The organism is Alteromonas sp. ABM1_013 (assembly GCF_056160505.1).
Genome location: NZ_JBSWXH010000001.1, coordinates 63,851 through 81,237 on the forward strand (window position 1 = coordinate 63,851; position 17,387 = coordinate 81,237).

The following is a 17,387-nucleotide window of genomic DNA, read 5'->3' on the forward strand; positions in this document are numbered from 1 at the left end:
CCTAACGGGCTTTTTTTAGTGACTAAGCAAGCGCGTTACTTAGCATTTGTACTTTCAAAGATTTTATCTGCTGATGCAGCAACAAAGCCTTTATAAAGTTTACCGTCAGGCATTTCATAGCGCTGTGCGAATTCATAAAAACAGCTTGGAATAGCCACAGTCTCATCGCTAAATGCTACGTCAGCACGGTCAGCCATAGTCGACGATTGGGCTAAAAATACGTCTGGACCGCCTTTGATCTCGCCGCCTGAGGTGTTTAGCACAAAGCCTGCTTCTTTAAGCAATGTATTTACGTCGGTAAGCTCGTCAGTACGGGTTAAGTGATTAACACTTACCGTAAAGTGGTTAGCACGAAAGCCCCATGCTGCCATCCACGCCGCGTATTCTGACTCGTTAAGCAGTGTGTCGTACTCTACTTTAGTCACGTCCCAATGTTTACCCGAGTACAAGAAGTTATCTGCATCCACTACAGATTCAGGCATTTGATCAACAAGCTTTTTAATAATTGTTTGAGCTGCCTCAGACAATTCATTTACACGTAGCTCGCTGATAAATACTTTTGGTTTAGTATCGTCAGGGTGCTCAAAGTGCTTTGCAGTCAGCTTTTTAGCTTCAAAGTCATAGTCGCCTTTCGCTTCATAACCCAATGCTAAGAAGTGTGCGGCAAGCTTGTCTAAGCGAGTTTTATCTAAAGCGAACGTTCTAAAAGCCACATGGTCGTTAACGATATCGTTCGTGTTTTCTTCACCTGCCAAAAGTGCATGGATTTTATGCGCTGAGGGAGTGATAGTTACGTAATCGTCCCACATGTTGCTAAACAACGTATCGATGTTGCTATGCATAATGATAGGGTCCTTTCTGTCGTCGACTATTTCTTAGTGAATAGTTCGTATAGGGTTAGTGCTTAATCGGCCGACGCACTCAGCATCGGCCTTTATATCGCTTTAAAAGCTTAGCTTACATCGACAAGCCTGGGCTTAATTTGCCCGGCATAGTGACTTTGTCTAGCTCTACGGAAGCTACTGGGTATGCACAGTAGTCAGCGGCATAAAACGCGCTTGCTCTGTGGTTACCACTATCGCCCACACCGCCAAACGGCGCAGCGCTGCTTGCACCAGTAATAGGTCTGTTCCAGTTTACGATGCCCGCACGTATACGCGCGAAGAAGTAACGATAGTCTTCTTCGTTGTCACCTAGAAGACCTGCTGACAAACCAAAGCTAGTGTTATTCGCTTCCTCAATGGCAGCGTCGAAGTCGCTGTAGCGAACTACTTTAAGTAGTGGACCAAAGTGTTCTTCGTCTGGCAGCGAAGCAAGCATGTCGGTAACGTCAATAATGCCTGGGGTAGCAAAACCTTTGCTTTCGTCTTTTTGTTCAAGGCGAACTAACACGTTACCACCAAGGTCTTCAAGTTCTTGCTGCGCTTTCACCATAAGTGCAGCGGCGTTGCTTGAGATCATAGCACCCATAAACGGCTGGTCTTCAGCATCGTAATCGCCAACTTTAATGTTTTTGGTTACTTCGATTAAGCGAGCAAGGATTGCGTCACCTTGTGCATCGGCTGGTAAGAATAGACGACGTGCACACGTACAGCGCTGACCTGAAGTTATGAAAGCAGATTGCACGATATCGTGTACTGCCGCATCAACATCAGCCACGTCTTTCACAATAAGTGGGTTGTTACCACCCATTTCAAGCGCCAAGATTTTGCCCGGGTGTCCTGCGAACTGCTCGTGAAGGATTTTTCCAGTACGAGAACTACCTGTGAAGAACAGACCATCGATGTCGTTATGCGACGCCAACGCTTTGCCTGTTTCAACCTCACCTTGTACTAGGTTAAGTACGCCCGCTGGCAGGCCAGCAGCGTCCCATAGTTTTACCATTTCTTGTGCAACCATAGGCGTCAAATCGCTTGGCTTAAACACAACAGTGTTTCCTGCAATAAGGGCCGGAACAATGTGTCCGTTTGGCAGGTGACCAGGGAAGTTGTATGGGCCGAACACAGCAACAACGCCGTGAGGCTTGTGGCGAATAAAGGCTTTACCAACAGGCATTGGATTTTCAACGTTACCCGTGCGCTCAAAGTAGGCTTTTTCAGAAATACCAATTTTGCCCATCATGGCGCCTACTTCAGTGGCGGTTTCCCACTCTGGTTTGCCCGTTTCTTTAGCCATAACTTTGGCTAGATGCGCTTTCGCTTCTTCTAGCTTAGTGCCATAAACCTTGATGATTTCTAGACGCTCTTCAACGGTTTTCATGCTCCACGCTACAAGTGCAGTTCGAGCGGCGTTAATTGCGTCATCAATTTGAGCGGCAGTCGCAGACTTACCTTCCCAAATTACTTCGTTTTTTGCAGGGTCAACTGACGTTAAGTCGTGACCTTGTCCGGCAACCCATTCACCGTTGATAAAATGTGTATGTAGCATAGTGGGTGTCCTTTTAATCTCTGAATGTAACGGGGGCAAAGCGTACGTGCTCTCCCTCTTTGACATTCAATGCAGCAGCGGCTTGGCGAGATAGCACGGCAACTTGCTTTTCTTCGCTTACCGTCATCTCGGTGGCGACTGCACGAAAATCAGATACTGATGTATTAATGATGTAGTGCGTTTGCCCTTGGGCAGCAGCGCTATCGTCAATCAAAACAGGCAATTTTAAACTCGACTGAGCCGTGCGGATGTGGCTCAAGTTTGCTTCTACCGTTGGGCCTGCGTCGAAAATGTCTACGTAGCCGCGGCAAGAAAAGCCTTCTTCTTCTAAAAGCTGAAGTGCAGGACGTGTTTTGTCGTGGACTTCGCCAATGACTTCTTGCGCTTCTTTGCTAAGCAGATTTACGTATATCGGGTACTTTGGCATAAGCTCAGCAATAAACACTTTATTACCAATGCCAGTTAAGTAGTCGGCAGTAGGAAAATCCATCGAGAAGAAGTGGGTTTCCAACCACTCCCAAAACGGTGAGCGTCCTTCTTCATCACTTACACCGCGCATTTCAGCTATGACTGTCTCTGAAAAGCGTTCACGGTGCTCCATCATGAACAAGAATCGAACCTTTGAAAGAAAGCGGCCGTTAATGCCGCCACGGGCTTGTTCGCGAAGAAACAGGGTACATATCTCAGTAACGCCGGTGTAATCATTACAAAACGTTAGAATGTCTACCGTATTGTGAATGTTCAGCTCGCGCGAGGCATGCACGACTTTGCTAAGGTGGTAATGATAGAACGCGTCATCTATACCAACAGCCGCTTCAATACCTGTTGTTCCCACTACCTGTCCGGTAGTGGTATCTTCCATTACAAACAAGTATGACTCATCGCCAGGTTCAGTTACGTTTGGCTTGTTGAACGCGGTTTCTGCACGATCGATTTTACGCTGCAGCAATTCGTCGTTGACAGGTAAAGACGTAAAGCCAATACCTGATTCAACGGCGATTTCTTTAAGCGCGTTATAGTCGGCCTTCGTGATAGGGCGAATGATATTCATGTTCGCTACTCGTGTTGTAATTATTCGGCGTTTACAACGGCAGCAACGGCGCGTTCAAAACGTGCAAGACCTTCTTTAATGTCTTCATCAGGAATAACCAGTGAAGGTGCAAAACGAATAACGTTCATGCCAGCGACAAGACACATAAGGTTCTCTTTAGTTGCAGCCATCATGAAGTCGCGTGCACGGCCTTGGTATTTCTCATTCAATGCACAACCTAACAACATGCCTTGACCACGTACTTCTTCAAATACGTTGTACTTGTCATTGATAGCGCCAAGTAATTCGCGGAAAAGGGCTTCTTTCTTAAGCACGCCTTCAAGCACTTCTGGCTGGTTTACGATATCTAACGCTTTTTCCGCAACCGCACAGGCCAGTGGGTTACCGCCGTAAGTACTACCGTGGGTACCTGGCTTAAGGTGTGCTGCAATATCATTCGTTGTTAGCATGGCGCCAATTGGGAAGCCGCCACCAAGTGACTTAGCGGTAGTTAAAATATCTGGTGTTACGCCAAGACCCATATATGCGTAAAGGTGACCGGTACGACCCACGCCCGATTGTACCTCATCGAAAATTAGCAGAGCATTGTGCTTGTCACATAGCTCACGAACGCCTTTTACGAAATCTGCATCAGGTGGAATGATTCCGCCTTCCCCTTGAAGCGGCTCCATCATTACTGCACAAGTTTTATCTGAAATTAGTGCTTCAAAGGCAGCTAGGTCATTGTAGTCGCAGTGATCAACAGCGCCTGGCTTAGGACCAAAACCATCAGAGTAAGCCGCTTGACCACCTACCGTTACGGTAAAGAAGGTACGACCATGGAAACCTTTATTAAAAGCAATGATTTGATTCTTGTCTTCACCGTGCTTATCAAGTGCCCAACGACGAGCAAGCTTAAGTGCCGCTTCGTTAGCTTCCGCACCAGAGTTGGCAAAGTAAACTTTGTCAGAGAAAGTTGCATCGTTAAGCTTTTTAGCAAGGCGAAGCGCAGGTTCGTTAGTAAATACGTTGCTTAGATGCCAAAGCTTGCTGCCTTGTTCATTAAGTGCCTTAACTAGCTCAGGATGGCAGTGACCTAAAACGTTTACTGCAATACCACCTGCAAAGTCGATGTACTCAGCTCCATCTTGATCCCATACGCGTGAACCTTCACCTCGAACAGGTACCATACCTGCTGGGTTATAGTTAGGAACCATTACATCATCAAATGTAGCGCGAGTTACGTTCATCTTTGTTACCTCTGCATTGGGCGCCAATCGCCTGCTTGTCTAATCAATGCGCACGTTTCATACGTGCTGCGTGAGTCGATAAGCACTAATTTGGCGCATAAAAACTAATCGGATTTGATTTACAGTATGCCATTTTTTTTAACATTTGTCTTCTATGCAAAGGGCTGCAGCCCTTTATTTATAAGGACTGTGGCTTAATTTGCAGGAAAAGTGAATAACTATTAACTACTGGGCTATATCATTAAGTAATAATCAATTTTTACGTTAAGAAAAGCGCCGCGTGGTGGTTTTGTGGTGCTTTAACAGAATAAAAGGGAGTAATGCGCCGTGACAAACTTGCCTGTTTACCCGTGCTGAAAACAGGCAAAGTACTGAGGTACGGCCGATATTTTTGAGTATCAGACATCAACTACGAAAAAAGTGCATAACCAATGCATGAATATCCATAAAATATTTCACGTTTAGTGCACTATTTTGCGTGATTGGTGTTCTAAATGAGTAGGGTGTAGCTAAAAGCTCTAGTAACTATCTTCATTTTTCACCAACGGAAGGGTGAAGATATCCGTGCTTTTAAGTGCCTCAAGTGCACCCGCAGGGTATTTTTGTTCAGCGAAAAGTGGTTTAACTTCTTTAATGTCGACAAGCTTTAACTGATGCAACATGCGTATTTGCGTATAAGCACGTGCTTGGTGCAGTATTTTGCTCAAGGTCTTGGCCTGCGCAGGCTGTTTATCAGCACATGCACGCATTGGCTGTGCAATTGGCAGACGGGTAAAGTGCATCCACTCCAAAATATCTGCGCTTATTGCATCAGCAAATTCTTGCTGTAAGGCAATAAGGTGGTTTGCTGATGGCGCAATTTTTAGCAAAGCCTCGTGCCGTTTTTGTTCTTTATCTTTTTGACACTCTTGCAGCAGGTGCAGCTGAATTTTATCAAACAGCTTAAAGTAAAGCCGCGTCACGGCGCAACGGCCTAAGTTACTTACCATTGCCAACACGTAGGCTTGATTTTTATTCAGGTCGCTTAATGTAGCAAGGCGCTTAGCGGTCAGCGCAATGCCCGTAGAGTACTGCGTTAGTTTTTGTTTTATCAACGGGTATGGATCGGTAATTTGAGGCATGGCACGCTTTAATATCAACGAGGGGATTAGCGTACGCAAGTTTTCGATACCTAAAAAGCTTAAAGCGGTACGTAAGGTTTCAACAACAATAATACGTCCCCGCGAGTCTTTTCGCCTAAATCTGGGCGTATTTACTACTACAATAAGTTCGTCGTAAAGCCACGGCATAGTGGCGACTATAGGCTCGAGCTTTGACACTGAGCATGCTTTGACAGATAAGGCATCTAATAGCTCACCAATGTTTTCAGGCAAGTTAAGCACTTTCTGAACGAGTTCATCGGTATAGCTGAGTTGTTCAGTAAGTTCACCAAGCAAAATCTCGTGAAGGTGGTGGCTAACCGATTCTAAATAAGAGGCTTCTGTTTTTTCCTGTAGGCGCTTGTTTTCAATTGCGACTTTTTCAACGTGAAGTAAAAGCCTACGTGCGTCACCCTGTTCTGACTGTTCGAAGCTGACTTGGCCCACCTTACGCTTTCCTAGCATTTCAAGCACGCGCTCGGGTGATACGATCATATTTTCAAATCGATCATCTATCGTCGGCGGTGTGGTTGCCCCCATGGTCATATTAAAAGCACTCCTGCTCATAACTTTTTGGTGAACGGCGATATTATCGTACATTAGGGGCCTTTATAACGTTAGCTACGGTAATGATGAAAATGTAGCTACCACTTAAAAGCACAGTTAGCACCCTGCAATGATTGATATCGCTTATGTAGTTTTCAACATAACGCTCAGTTAGCGCTTGGCTAAACTTGATTATGAAAAGTTAAACGAAAAATCAGTGAATTGCGAATTTTAACGGCCTTCAAGCGCAACCTTTTACACTATGTAGGGTATCGGCAATACACCTGTAGACTTAAACCTTTTTATGATGAAGAAAAGCTTCAAGCACGCTGTGACCGTGTTCGGTAAGTAATGATTCAGGGTGATACTGAACACCCCATATAGGGTAGCGATTATGGGAAACTGCCATAATTTCTTTTGTACCCGCCGCTGTCTCACACCAAGCATCGACGCGTAGTGATGGCGGTAAAGATTCAGGGCTTAATACTAATGAATGGTAGCGGGTTACGTTAAAGGTGTTTGGTAGCCCTTCAAATAGCCCTGTGTTGTGATGGGACAATGCTGAAACTTTACCGTGTTTTATTTCCTGGGCGCCTACCACTTCTGCACCAAAAACTTGTCCTATGGCTTGATGACCTAAGCAAACGCCCATTATGGGAATTTTACCGGCAAAATGCTCTATCGCAGATAAACTGATACCCGCTTCGTTAGGCGTGCAAGGGCCTGGCGAGATAACAAGCTGAGAAGGTGCTAAGCGCGATACATCGTCAAGATTGAGGGCGTTGTTTCGCACTACTTCAACGTCAGCACCAAGTTCTGTGAAATACCTAGCAAGGTTATGAGTGAACGAATCGAAATTATCAATTAACAGCAACACAGCAGTGTTAATCCTTGGTATATCTATAAAGCAATGGTTGTGACATGAAGCGCTTTATTAACGCTTCATGTCTTTTACGTACAGTATTTAAGTTACGGCTTTGGAATAAAACCCACTGCTTTGTAAACTTTGGCCAGTGTCTCTGCTGCGCGGGCTGATGCTTTTTCCGCACCTTGGCGCATAACGTCGTCTAAGTACGCTCTATCCGCACGAATTTCAGCGTAGCGGGTTTGGATAGGTTCAAGTAAAGATACCACGGCATCTGCAACATCGCCTTTTAAGTGACCGTACATTTTGTCGGTATATTCAGGCTCAAGCTCTTTTACCGATTTACCCGTTGCTAATGAAAGCAGGGTAAGTAAGTTAGATACCCCTGGTTTCTCGGTCGGGTTGAAGTATATATTAGCTTGTTCGTCAGAGTCGGTTACCGCGCGTTTAATCTTCTTAGCCAGCTTCTTAGGATCTTCTAACAGACCAATGAAGTTATTGGGGTTGTTGTCTGACTTAGACATTTTCTTTTCTGGTTCTTGCAGGCTCATGATACGAGCACCGAACTCTGGAATATAAGGGGCAGGTAAACGGAATACGTCGCCATATAGGTTATTCACGCGGGTAGCAATGTCCCGTGTTAACTCAAGGTGTTGCTTTTGATCTTCACCCACAGGGACTTTATCCGCTTGATAAAGCAAGATATCTGCTGCTTGAAGCACAGGGTAGCTGTACAAGCCCACATTGATGTTGTTCTCGTTTTTCGCAGACTTATCTTTAAACTGTGTCATGCGGTTTAGCTCGCCCATTTGAGCATAGCAATTTAATACCCAAGACAGCTGCGCATGTTCAGGGACATGTGATTGCAAAAATAGCGTACTCTTTTGTGGGTCAATACCGCAAGCTAGATAAAGAGAAAGGCCGTCTAGACAGGCTTCGGCAAGCTGCTTTGGATCTTGCCTTACGGTGATCGCATGCAAATCGACAATCATGTATAAGCAGTCGTGATCGTCTTGCATGGAAACCCACTGTTTAAGTGCACCCATATAGTTGCCAAGGGTAAGTTGTCCTGAAGGCTGGCAGCCACTTAATACAACGGGTTTATTACTCATTTCTATTTACCTGTAATACGTTAAATTCTGTTAAAAACTAAGCTTTAGACAACGATGAAAGTTCATCGCGCATTTGCGTAATCACATCGCTGTAATCGGGTTGGGAGAAAATGGCTGAACCAGCCACAAACATATCTGCACCAGCTTCTGCTATTGCGCGAATGTTATCGACTTTTACGCCACCGTCAATTTCAATTCGAATATCATAGCCGCTTTCTAGTACACGCTGCTTTACCGCACGTACCTTATCTAGGGTACTGGGGATAAACTTCTGGCCGCCAAAACCAGGATTCACCGACATTATAAGAATATGGTGTAGTTTATCCATAACATGATCTAGGTAGTGTAGCGGCGTAGCCGGATTAAATACCAAACCGGGTTTGCAGCCTGCATCAATAATGAGCTGAAGAGAGCGGTCTATATGTTCAGATGCTTCTGGGTGAAAGCTTATGTAGCTTGCGCCCGCGTTAGCGAATTTCTCAATAAGGTCATCTACTGGCTTTACCATAAGGTGAACATCAATCGGCGCGGTTATACCGTAATTTCTCAATGCTTCGCAAATCATTGGCCCAAACGTAAGGTTTGGCACATAGTGGTTATCCATCACATCGAAATGCACCACATCGGCGCCTGCGTCTAATACTTTTTCTACGTCTTCACCAAGTCTGGCGAAGTCGGCAGAGAGTATTGATGGGGCAATTAAAAAGGGTTTCATTACGTGTCCTTCAAGTCAAAAAACAATAAGGTGCGTTGCCACTTACGATATAAGGTTGCGAAAGTTTACCCAAAACCATGCTTTTTTACTATGTAAAGGGCACATCAAGGATGATTTGACATAAATTTAAGACAGACAACGGTAAAGCGTGTCGCTGCCCAATTTTGGTGAGGCTGCGTTTTATTGGTGCGTTTTTAAGCGGTCTTCCCACTGAGTAAATTACGGGAGTATTAAGTGTTTATTATTTAAGTTATTACATATCAATGGTTTATGATTTTTTCGGCAAGCTTTTTTAATGAACCATAAATGGGCATCAACTTTGCGTTATCCAGTCCAAAAAGAAAACACAGACAGAAAAAACGAATTACAACAAGTTTGAATTTGACTGGAGAACACACATGAAAACATCTACAAAAAGAACCCTACTTGCCGCTGCTATTTCTTCAGCGTGTCTACTAACTGCAATGCCTAGCTATGCTGAAGGCGAGTTTACTGCCAATGCTAGTGCAACCAGCAACTACATTTGGCGTGGTCTAACACAGACAACTAACGAAGCTGCTGTACAGGGCGGTATCGACTACGCACACGAAAGCGGCTTCTATGCAGGTACGTGGGCGTCTAACGTGAATTACGGTGCAGGTGACGAATATTCATACGAGCACGATATGTATTTTGGTTTTGCTGGCGAGTCTGACGGCATTGCGTATGATTTTGGTTACCTTTATTACAACTACGATGATGAAGCGAACTTCGACTTCGCAGAATTATACGGCTCGGTAGGTATGGGTGGTTTAAGCCTTACCGTTTACTTGCTAGCTCACACTGAAGCTGATGAAGGCGAAGAGCAGGACTTTGGTTTTGCGCAAGCGTCTTATACGACTGTTGGCTACACCACTGAAATTTTAAATGGCACTGAACTTGGTTTCCACGTTGGTTATCACGAAGGTGATTTCGCTGAAGCGTTTAACGGCGTAGAAGGTTACATGGACTACGGTATTTCAATCGCGAAAGACGGATTTAGCTTTGCAATTACAGGCACTGATCTTGATGATATGGGCGGTGACGACGAATATGATAACGATGCAGTTAAATTTACTGTTGCTTATTCAGTAGATTTCGAGCTTTAAAGATTAATCTAAGAGGCCTAAGGATAGGCCTCTTAACCTAAACGTTGAGTAGTAAAAGCCTAATGTATTTGCATTAGGCTTTTCAATTTAAAACGCAACTCATTTTTAACTTGTTCGTTACTTGCTTTTGATTATAATGAGATTAAATTTTAAACGAGTGTAAGGGGTATTCAGGATGAAAGTTCTTCCTTTTTTTGCGATTTGCGGAGCCGTCGCCCTAGTTAGCGTGGCCGTTACAAACCCGCCAAGCTCACGCTCGTCTGTTTGTGAATTTCAGCCTGTTACCGAGTTTAATCCAAAGCTTCCTGCAAGCCACATTCAAAACCAATGCGCCCGTCATCAAGAGGGAGTTGAAGAGGTTAGCTGGCTGTCATGGATAGCAGGAAAATCACCGTCCTTTCAATTTCACTTTTTAGATTTACTAGAGTTGCTTCACAGCGACGATGGTAATCGGGATTTCACTTCACCTTCAAACGACTCTTAAGGGGATATTATGCAATCTGGTACTGGTTTTTGGTCAGTTCTAGGTAGTGTAGTGGCAAGTTTGTTTGGTGTTCAAAGCCATAAAAATTATGAACGTGACTTTACTAAAGGTACCTTTATCAGCTTTGCTGTTATAGGCGTTATTTTAGTCGTGGTATTTGTCGTATCACTCTTCATGTTTGTAAAGTGGTATACAGGCTACGGCTGATAACCCCCTCACACTGAGTAAAAGCGCTTCATCGCTTCAAATCGTTGTTTTTTTTAAGCTTTTATCTCGCAATAACTATTTAGCAGAAGAGGGCTGAGCTACTTTTTTCTTGCGTGTTTTTCGCTTGGGAACAACTTTCACGGGAGGGAAATAAGCCAATATTTCATCTACTGGCTGTCGCTTCGCACCATTTTGACTAATCGAGCGTTTAACTGACAGCATGCTAAAGTCTGCACCTTGATATAAAGCACGAGTTAGCGGTAAATCGTGGTTCGATATCAAAACCGGTATACCGCGTTTTTTAGAAGCTCGGGTGGCCAATTCTGCCAGTTTTTCTTGGGACTCTTGCCCAAAACTTCGCGCCGCATAACTGGTGAAGGCTGCTGTCTTGCTAATAGGTGCGTATGGAGGATCGCAATAAATAACATTGCCTCGCCTAGCCCTTGAAAAAACCTTCTCAAACGGTAGGCAGGTAAAAGTGGCCTTTTGTGATTTTTCAGAAAACACAAACATTTCGTCTTCTGGAAAGTAGGGCTTTTTGTACCGGCCAAAAGGCACATTAAAACGACCTTGAAGACTATATCGACACAAACCGTTGTAGCCGTGGCGGTTCAAATAGAGAAAAAGAATAGCGCGATAGTATTCGTCTTGCGTGCCGTTGAACTCTTCACGCAGGTCATAGTACATCTTCTCTTCATTGCGGCTCCCGTCAAAAAACGCACGCGCATCGTTAATAAGCGCATCGGGTTGGGCTTTTAAGAAGTTGTATAAGTTAATGAGGTCAGGGTTGATGTCATTAAGCAGGTAGCGTTTGTATTGCGTATTCAGAAATACAGATCCAGCACCAACAAACGGTTCTATGAGTTTGTTAGCTTGCGGTAATCTGGCCTGAATGTGCTCAACCAAGCTGTATTTGCCACCGGCCCACTTTAAAAAGGCACGGTTCTTTTTCTGCATCATGCTTAAACGTTACTACCTAGACGGAATGAAGACGGTGGTTTTTCCTTGCGCCGCCGTTCCAAGGGAAAGGGTCGTCTTTATACTTTTATGCTGATCAGTATCAGATATCACCACGCTAAAGGTAGATTGTAACTTTCATCAGTAAAACGGACAACCAACAAGTGTCGCAAGAGTGGAATTTAGCTAAATTATCAGAACTAGTTAGGCGTTTCTCACTTCGAAATGGCCTAATTTTGCGCTGTTTCTATTTCAGCTAGGATCTGACTACCTCGTTTTATAAACGCATTTTGTTTGCCAGGATATTCAGGTAAGGCTGCGCGAGTTTTCTGTGCTTGCGATAGTGAGGGGTAAACTTCTCGGAACACAACCACAAACCAATCGCCGCCGTAGCGTTCAGTTTTATAAATGCGGGTTTGCTCTACAAGATTGTTTTCACGCAAGAACGCATTGAGCACCGATTCGCTTTTCATCGCTAGCATTTGAATGGCGTAATCGTTAGCGTCAATCCATTGGTTTGCCTGCAGTGATGTTTGGTTTACATTCTCGTTGCTTAGCGCCGTATCAGTGCTTTGCGTGTTCGTTAGTGCTGTTTGTGTATTCTCTGCAGCCGTTTGCTCAGTACTTTCACCTCGACTAGCCTCGACAGAGGAAGAGTTACTGCTTTGCGCCCTTGAAGTAATACTACTATTATCGCCTTCTGTTTCAGACAAAGAACCTGCATCAGGTAATGATGATACTGCGCTTTCCCAGTCGGTAATTAGCGAATCATTGTCTGCTATTTCGTTTTCCACTGGCTTATCAAGGGTTGATTGACCGGTTAGCTCAGGTGCTGCACTTGGTGTCGAGACAATTTCCACATTACCAGTTTGTGCGCTAACGTCACTTTGCATTTCAGCAGCGGTGACTTCTCTGCTTTTTTCTTCGTCAGCAGTAAGCCTTTCGTCATCATTGCCGTCAGCAATTAGCTTGTTATAGGCTGACCCCGGTTCAACCTGAGTTTGATTAGATTCAAGAGATTGCTGGCTAATAGGAGAGAAAATTGATGCGAGCTTTTCACCGTACTGCCAATAAATAAGGCCAGAGAATGTGGCTAGAAACACCAGAGCTACACCAGCATAAAACCATTTTGTTTTTAGCGGGTTAGTAAATGTCTTAGTATTTTCACGTTGTCTATTCTCTAAATGGGCCTGAAACGCTTCTCTTCGGGAAGCTATCATTTTATCGAGATCTGACTCGTAATTAGGCTGCTCGCTAATCACAGACTGGCTGCTAATAATAAGCGGTGTTTCAGTATTTTTAGCTGGAAGCCATTGTTTAGCGCGCTCAGCCCATGCGTTATTTGCAAATAAAAGCACATTTAAATGCTGTTTGTTTCCAGCAAATCGACTTTGTAATACCAAATCCCACAGCTCTTGTAACAGTGCATCAGGAAGGTTATGGGCTTGGGTGATAGCAATTAGAATTGGGCCTTCGTGGCTATTCAAATCGGAAAGTAACTCATTGAGGGGACGAACAAAGCTTCCCACTACTTGACCGAGCAGCTGCCGACAAAGCTGTCTACGATAGTCAGAAGGGTCCATATTATCTTGCGCGGTCAAATACGCAATTTCGGTATCGTCGTGCTGTTGAAAGACAAAGGCTTCAAGGGTTTTTTGTTGTTGAGCAATAGACTCACCGCTGACAAAGATCAGCTGAGAGGAATAGTTAACCAGATATTCCAAACGTTCATGCAGTTCACTTTGCATGGGAGTTTGCCCTTATTCAACGTTGCTTTAAAACTCGTCTAGCAACGCACCTTGTTATTAGTTCCCAAGTCTGGGGAATAATGAAAGAGCACGCTGCCTGTTTGTCGTGAACGCGATTGATTAAGAGAGAATGTCAGTAAGGATGGCGTCGGTGACGTCTTTAGTAACAACCGCTTTGCCAATGCCTTGAGGAAGTACAAATCGAATACTGCCGGCTTCCACTTTCTTATCGCGTTTCATGTGCTTAACATAGTCGTCTTTCGTCATGCTACTAGGCCCTGCAATAGGCAGTGAGAAAGCTTCAAATAGCGCTGTCACGCGTCGTGTTTCTGACGCTTCAAACCATGTTAATGCTTCAGCAGCTTTACAAGCAATTATAGTACCAGCGGCTACCGCTTCGCCGTGTAGCCAGTTACCATAGCCTTGTTCAGCTTCAATAGCATGACCAAACGTGTGGCCTAAGTTAAGAATGGCGCGTAAACCACCTTCCCGTTCGTCTTTCGCAACCACATCTGCTTTTATTTCGCAGCAGCGAGAGATGGCGTAGGTAAGGATTTCAGTATCAAGAGACGTAAGTGCGTTAACGTTTTCTTCAAGCCACGTAAAAAACGGTGCATCGTAGATAATGCCGTATTTAATAACTTCTGCCATACCAGCAGCAAATTCTCTCGGGGGTAGTGTTGCCAGCGAGTCGGTATCGATAGCAACATAAACAGGTTGGTAGAACGCACCAATCATGTTTTTACCTAGAGGGTGGTTTACCGCTGTTTTCCCGCCTACCGAGGAATCAACTTGGGAAAGCAGGGTAGTGGGCACTTGAATAAAAGGTACACCGCGTTGGTAAGTCGCTGCAACGAAGCCTGTGAGGTCTCCTATCACACCACCGCCAAGGGCAATAAGCGTTGTATCTCTTGCTGCATTAAGCTCGAGAAGACGGGTCATGACCACTTCGAACTGTTCTAAATTCTTATACTGTTCGCCGTCGGGCAGAATAATGGTTTCAACTTGAACGTCACCACATGCTGCTTTAGCGGTTTCTAAGTAAAGGGGCGCAACGGTCTCGTTTGTTACGATAACCGCCAGCGGGCCTTTTATGTAGGCACTAAAAAGGCCGGGTTGCGAAAGCAGCCCAGCCTCTATCTGTATAGGATAGCTACGTTCTCCAAGTTCCACAGTTAAGGTTGACATTGGCGTAGCACCTCCTATTACATATTTAATTTATAGACCGATTTTACTGATAATTTGATTTGCTACAGCACGCGCACTTTGGTCGTCTGTATCAACAATGTAATCAGCTACTTCTTCGTAAAGCGGGTTGCGCATTTCTGCAAGATCGCGAAGAACTTGTTCTGGATCTTCGTTTTGTAGCAAAGGACGACGTTTGTCGCGTTGTGTACGTGCAACTTGCTTATCGATTGTGGTTTGAAGGTAAACAACAATGCCGCGAGCAGATAAACGATTACGCACCGCTTTAGTTACAATAGAACCGCCGCCAGTGGCAAGTACAATACCTTGCTTATCTGTCAAATCGTTAATGACGTTCTCTTCACGATTGCGGAAACCGTCTTCGCCTTCTAAGTCGAAGATCCAAGCGATATCTGCACCTGTACGGCGCTCAATTTCCTGATCCGAATCAAAAAAATCTAGGTGAAGTTCGTCTGCCAGATGTCTACCGATGGTACTTTTGCCAGCACCCATTGGGCCAACTAAAAAGATATTACGTTTTTCAGCCATATTTGCTTATATCACAACTTAATCATGTTAGGGGCAGTGCACTGTTGCCTTACCAGCCTACCCATTGACTCGTGCCTATTTAGTGTCCAATAAGCACCACTCCTTAAACCTCGCTTAAATTTCGAGGCGGGGATTATCTCAGTTTCATGCAAGGCGATGCAAGTTTTGTTACTAACAAATAGCGTATACCTGTAAATTTAGTTACAAAAAAAGCCTTAAAACAAAAAAAGCGCATTAAAATGCGCGTTTTTTGGGAGGTGAAATTTTACTTATGGCCTTTCAGTTACAATTTTAGGTGTAACAAAGATAAGTAGCTCTCGCTTCTGTTGAAGCTGCGAGGTATTTCTAAATAAAGCGCCTATAAAAGGTAAATCACCAAATAAAGGTACCTTTGATACGCCGTCCGAACTGGTCTGTTGGAAAATTCCGCCAAGTACGATAGTTTCACCATTTTCTACCAATACCTGGGTTTTGATTTCCTGGGTATCTATGGCTACCGCATCACCGGTTGATGTAGACACAGTCTCACCGCGCGTGTCTTGGGTTACCACTAAATCCAAAATTATGCGATTGTCTGGCGTAATGTGCGGAGTAACTTTAAGCGATAGCACGGCCTTTTTGAATTCTACCGATGTTGCACCGCTCGACGTCGCTTGAACGTAAGGAATTTCCGTACCTTGTTCAATATACGCTTCGTGCTGATTAGCCACGGTAATACGAGGGCTTGCAATAATCTCACCCTTGTTCTCTGATTCCAACGCAGAAAGTTCGAGATCGAGAATGGTACCGTCTACCAAACTTGCAATTTGAAAGCCAATACTTCCCGCTGCGCTGGTCACTGGAAGGTTCACATTAAGACGGTTATCAATGCTAGGCACCACGCCTCCGGCAATGGTATCGGCCGCTTCAAGGGTGCCTGATACGCCGTTATCATCCTGGCGGTCGCTGAAGCCCCACCGAACGCCTAACTGCTCGTCAACATCATCAAGTACAGTAACCATGCGACTCTCTATCAGCACTTGCTTCACGGGAATATCTAAAGCATTGATGGTTTTTCTAGCTTCATCAATAGACGCTAAGGTATCGCGAATAAGTAATGTATTGGTTCGTTCATCCACGGTAACGCCGCCACGATCGGAAAGGATTCCACCTTCGGTAGATTTCAATATAGTGGCTAACGCTGTAGCTTTAGCATAGTTGACCGAAATATTTACCGTATGTAGTGGGGCTAAATCCGACACTTGTTTCTTAGACTGAAGCGCTTGTGTTTCTCGTGCAGACAATTCTTCGGCAGGCGCGATTAATAAAATGTTGCCTTCTAAGCGTTTGTCTAAGCCTTTAACGCGTAAAATCATATCTAGCGCCTGGTCCCACGGCACGCCAGATAAGCTAATAGTGACGTTGCCTGATACGGTGTCAGTCGTTACAAGGTTAAAACCGTTTACCTGCGCGATAATTTGTAGAACCTGCCTTACAGGAACATCTTGAAAGTCTAATGAAATCGGGTCGCCTGTGTATTGTTTCTCTGCGCCCAACGCTTCTTGTTGCTCGATGTCCATCGGCGAAATTGCTACGCGCAGTACACTGTCTTTTACCGTATTTTTAACGGTAACTTGGCCAGAGTAGTTAATCTCAATACGTGCATCATTTTCATCTTCAAAGGTTTCGATGGTTGAAACAACAGTGCCAAAATCGGCCACGCTAAGTTCAACGAGCTGATCTTCAGCTAAAGCGGTATTGGTGAGCGTAAGAGACACTTTTCCCTGCGATTCAATAAGCTGTACTTTTGGGGCTGTACCAACGAACTCCACCAAGGTTACTGCCGTACTATTGGGCGCTTGGGTAAAGTCTATATTCGTAACCGTAGTAGTGGGAGCCGTTTCATTTTGCTTTGCGTTGGGATCTACCAGTAGGGGCTCTTGTGCTTTGACGGGGTGAGATACCAAAAAAGTAAATGAGAATATTGCAGCGACAGCAAAAGCCAGCCAATACCATCTAGGTGCTCTTCGAGTGAGAGACTTATTAAAAATGTATCGTTCGGCCATG

The 17,387-nt window shown here is 44.6% G+C and carries 16 protein-coding genes; 3 read left to right on the forward strand and 13 right to left on the reverse strand.

Going from position 1 to position 17,387, the window contains the following annotated elements:
- Positions 1 to 35: 35 nt before the first annotated feature.
- From ACXAGK_RS00265 to rpe, 8 genes are all read right to left on the reverse strand, one after another.
- A complete protein-coding gene (locus ACXAGK_RS00265) occupies positions 36 to 842 on the reverse strand; it encodes a 2-oxoadipate dioxygenase/decarboxylase family protein (RefSeq protein WP_474853310.1) in 807 nt (268 codons plus the stop codon).
- A gap of 115 nt (positions 843 to 957) precedes the next feature.
- Positions 958 to 2,427, reverse strand: coding sequence for a succinylglutamate-semialdehyde dehydrogenase (astD, locus tag ACXAGK_RS00270; protein WP_474853312.1), 1,470 nt, complete (start codon positions 2,425 to 2,427; stop codon positions 958 to 960).
- A gap of 13 nt (positions 2,428 to 2,440) precedes the next feature.
- Entirely contained in the window at positions 2,441 to 3,478 is a 1,038-nt protein-coding gene (gene astA, locus ACXAGK_RS00275; RefSeq protein WP_474809096.1) for an arginine N-succinyltransferase, read from the reverse strand.
- Between the two features lie 20 nt (positions 3,479 to 3,498).
- Positions 3,499 to 4,707: an aspartate aminotransferase family protein gene (locus ACXAGK_RS00280; RefSeq protein WP_179982152.1), complete on the reverse strand. Its 1,209-nt coding sequence runs from the start codon at positions 4,705 to 4,707 to the stop codon at positions 3,499 to 3,501.
- Positions 4,708 to 5,225: 518 nt separating this feature from the next.
- On the reverse strand, positions 5,226 to 6,392 hold the full coding sequence (locus ACXAGK_RS00285; RefSeq protein ID WP_474809339.1) for an HDOD domain-containing protein: 1,167 nt from the start codon (positions 6,390 to 6,392) through the stop codon (positions 5,226 to 5,228).
- Positions 6,393 to 6,684: 292 nt separating this feature from the next.
- Positions 6,685 to 7,269, reverse strand: a complete 585-nt coding sequence (locus ACXAGK_RS00290; protein WP_474853314.1) for an anthranilate synthase component II — start codon at positions 7,267 to 7,269, stop codon at positions 6,685 to 6,687.
- Positions 7,270 to 7,361: 92 nt separating this feature from the next.
- Entirely contained in the window at positions 7,362 to 8,369 is a 1,008-nt protein-coding gene (gene trpS, locus ACXAGK_RS00295; protein WP_474853316.1) for a tryptophan--tRNA ligase, read from the reverse strand.
- A gap of 37 nt (positions 8,370 to 8,406) precedes the next feature.
- Positions 8,407 to 9,084, reverse strand: a complete 678-nt coding sequence (gene rpe, locus ACXAGK_RS00300; protein ID WP_474853318.1) for a ribulose-phosphate 3-epimerase — start codon at positions 9,082 to 9,084, stop codon at positions 8,407 to 8,409.
- A gap of 398 nt (positions 9,085 to 9,482) precedes the next feature.
- On the opposite strand from rpe, the gene ACXAGK_RS00305 reads away from it, so the two are divergent.
- The 3 genes from ACXAGK_RS00305 (at position 9,483) to ACXAGK_RS00315 (ending at position 10,902) form a co-directional block, all read left to right on the forward strand.
- Positions 9,483 to 10,211, forward strand: a complete 729-nt coding sequence (locus ACXAGK_RS00305; protein ID WP_474853320.1) for a TorF family putative porin — start codon at positions 9,483 to 9,485, stop codon at positions 10,209 to 10,211.
- A gap of 175 nt (positions 10,212 to 10,386) precedes the next feature.
- Entirely contained in the window at positions 10,387 to 10,695 is a 309-nt protein-coding gene (locus ACXAGK_RS00310; protein WP_039217648.1) for a hypothetical protein, read from the forward strand.
- A gap of 9 nt (positions 10,696 to 10,704) precedes the next feature.
- Positions 10,705 to 10,902 (forward strand): DUF2970 domain-containing protein, encoded by a 198-nt coding sequence (locus ACXAGK_RS00315; RefSeq protein WP_474809090.1) that lies wholly within the window; start codon positions 10,705 to 10,707, stop codon positions 10,900 to 10,902.
- Between the two features lie 75 nt (positions 10,903 to 10,977).
- Here the strand turns inward: ACXAGK_RS00315 and ACXAGK_RS00320 are convergent, their stop codons facing one another.
- The 5 genes from ACXAGK_RS00320 to ACXAGK_RS00340 all read right to left on the reverse strand — a co-directional run bounded on the left by ACXAGK_RS00320 (position 10,978) and on the right by ACXAGK_RS00340 (position 17,386).
- Positions 10,978 to 11,862, reverse strand: coding sequence for a Dam family site-specific DNA-(adenine-N6)-methyltransferase (locus ACXAGK_RS00320; protein ID WP_474853322.1), 885 nt, complete (start codon positions 11,860 to 11,862; stop codon positions 10,978 to 10,980).
- Positions 11,863 to 12,089: 227 nt separating this feature from the next.
- A complete protein-coding gene (locus tag ACXAGK_RS00325) occupies positions 12,090 to 13,607 on the reverse strand; it encodes an SPOR domain-containing protein (protein WP_474853324.1) in 1,518 nt (505 codons plus the stop codon).
- Between the two features lie 120 nt (positions 13,608 to 13,727).
- Positions 13,728 to 14,795, reverse strand: a complete 1,068-nt coding sequence (gene aroB, locus ACXAGK_RS00330; protein ID WP_474853326.1) for a 3-dehydroquinate synthase — start codon at positions 14,793 to 14,795, stop codon at positions 13,728 to 13,730.
- 30 nt (positions 14,796 to 14,825) lie between these two features.
- Entirely contained in the window at positions 14,826 to 15,341 is a 516-nt protein-coding gene (gene aroK / locus ACXAGK_RS00335; RefSeq protein WP_118490478.1) for a shikimate kinase AroK, read from the reverse strand.
- A 269-nt stretch (positions 15,342 to 15,610) separates the two neighbouring features.
- The gene (locus ACXAGK_RS00340) at positions 15,611 to 17,386 is read right to left on the reverse strand and encodes a type IV pilus secretin PilQ (protein WP_474853328.1); all 1,776 of its coding nucleotides are present in this window, start codon (positions 17,384 to 17,386) and stop codon (positions 15,611 to 15,613) included.
- Position 17,387: the final 1 nt, after the last annotated feature.

Coding starts and splice junctions, on each gene's coding strand:
- ACXAGK_RS00285 (WP_474809339.1), bottom strand. CDS start 6,392: ATGACCATGGGGGCAACCACACCGCCGACGATAGATGATCGATTTGAA.
- aroB (WP_474853326.1), bottom strand. CDS start 14,795: ATGTCAACCTTAACTGTGGAACTTGGAGAACGTAGCTATCCTATACAG.
- astA (WP_474809096.1), bottom strand. CDS start 3,478: ATGAATATCATTCGCCCTATCACGAAGGCCGACTATAACGCGCTTAAA.
- rpe (WP_474853318.1), bottom strand. CDS start 9,084: ATGAAACCCTTTTTAATTGCCCCATCAATACTCTCTGCCGACTTCGCC.
- ACXAGK_RS00280 (WP_179982152.1), bottom strand. CDS start 4,707: ATGAACGTAACTCGCGCTACATTTGATGATGTAATGGTTCCTAACTAT.
- ACXAGK_RS00315 (WP_474809090.1), top strand. CDS start 10,705: ATGCAATCTGGTACTGGTTTTTGGTCAGTTCTAGGTAGTGTAGTGGCA.
- ACXAGK_RS00305 (WP_474853320.1), top strand. CDS start 9,483: ATGAAAACATCTACAAAAAGAACCCTACTTGCCGCTGCTATTTCTTCA.
- ACXAGK_RS00320 (WP_474853322.1), bottom strand. CDS start 11,862: ATGATGCAGAAAAAGAACCGTGCCTTTTTAAAGTGGGCCGGTGGCAAA.
- aroK (WP_118490478.1), bottom strand. CDS start 15,341: ATGGCTGAAAAACGTAATATCTTTTTAGTTGGCCCAATGGGTGCTGGC.
- ACXAGK_RS00265 (WP_474853310.1), bottom strand. CDS start 842: ATGCATAGCAACATCGATACGTTGTTTAGCAACATGTGGGACGATTAC.
- ACXAGK_RS00340 (WP_474853328.1), bottom strand. CDS start 17,386: ATGGCCGAACGATACATTTTTAATAAGTCTCTCACTCGAAGAGCACCT.
- ACXAGK_RS00325 (WP_474853324.1), bottom strand. CDS start 13,607: ATGCAAAGTGAACTGCATGAACGTTTGGAATATCTGGTTAACTATTCC.
- ACXAGK_RS00310 (WP_039217648.1), top strand. CDS start 10,387: ATGAAAGTTCTTCCTTTTTTTGCGATTTGCGGAGCCGTCGCCCTAGTT.
- astD (WP_474853312.1), bottom strand. CDS start 2,427: ATGCTACATACACATTTTATCAACGGTGAATGGGTTGCCGGACAAGGT.
- trpS (WP_474853316.1), bottom strand. CDS start 8,369: ATGAGTAATAAACCCGTTGTATTAAGTGGCTGCCAGCCTTCAGGACAA.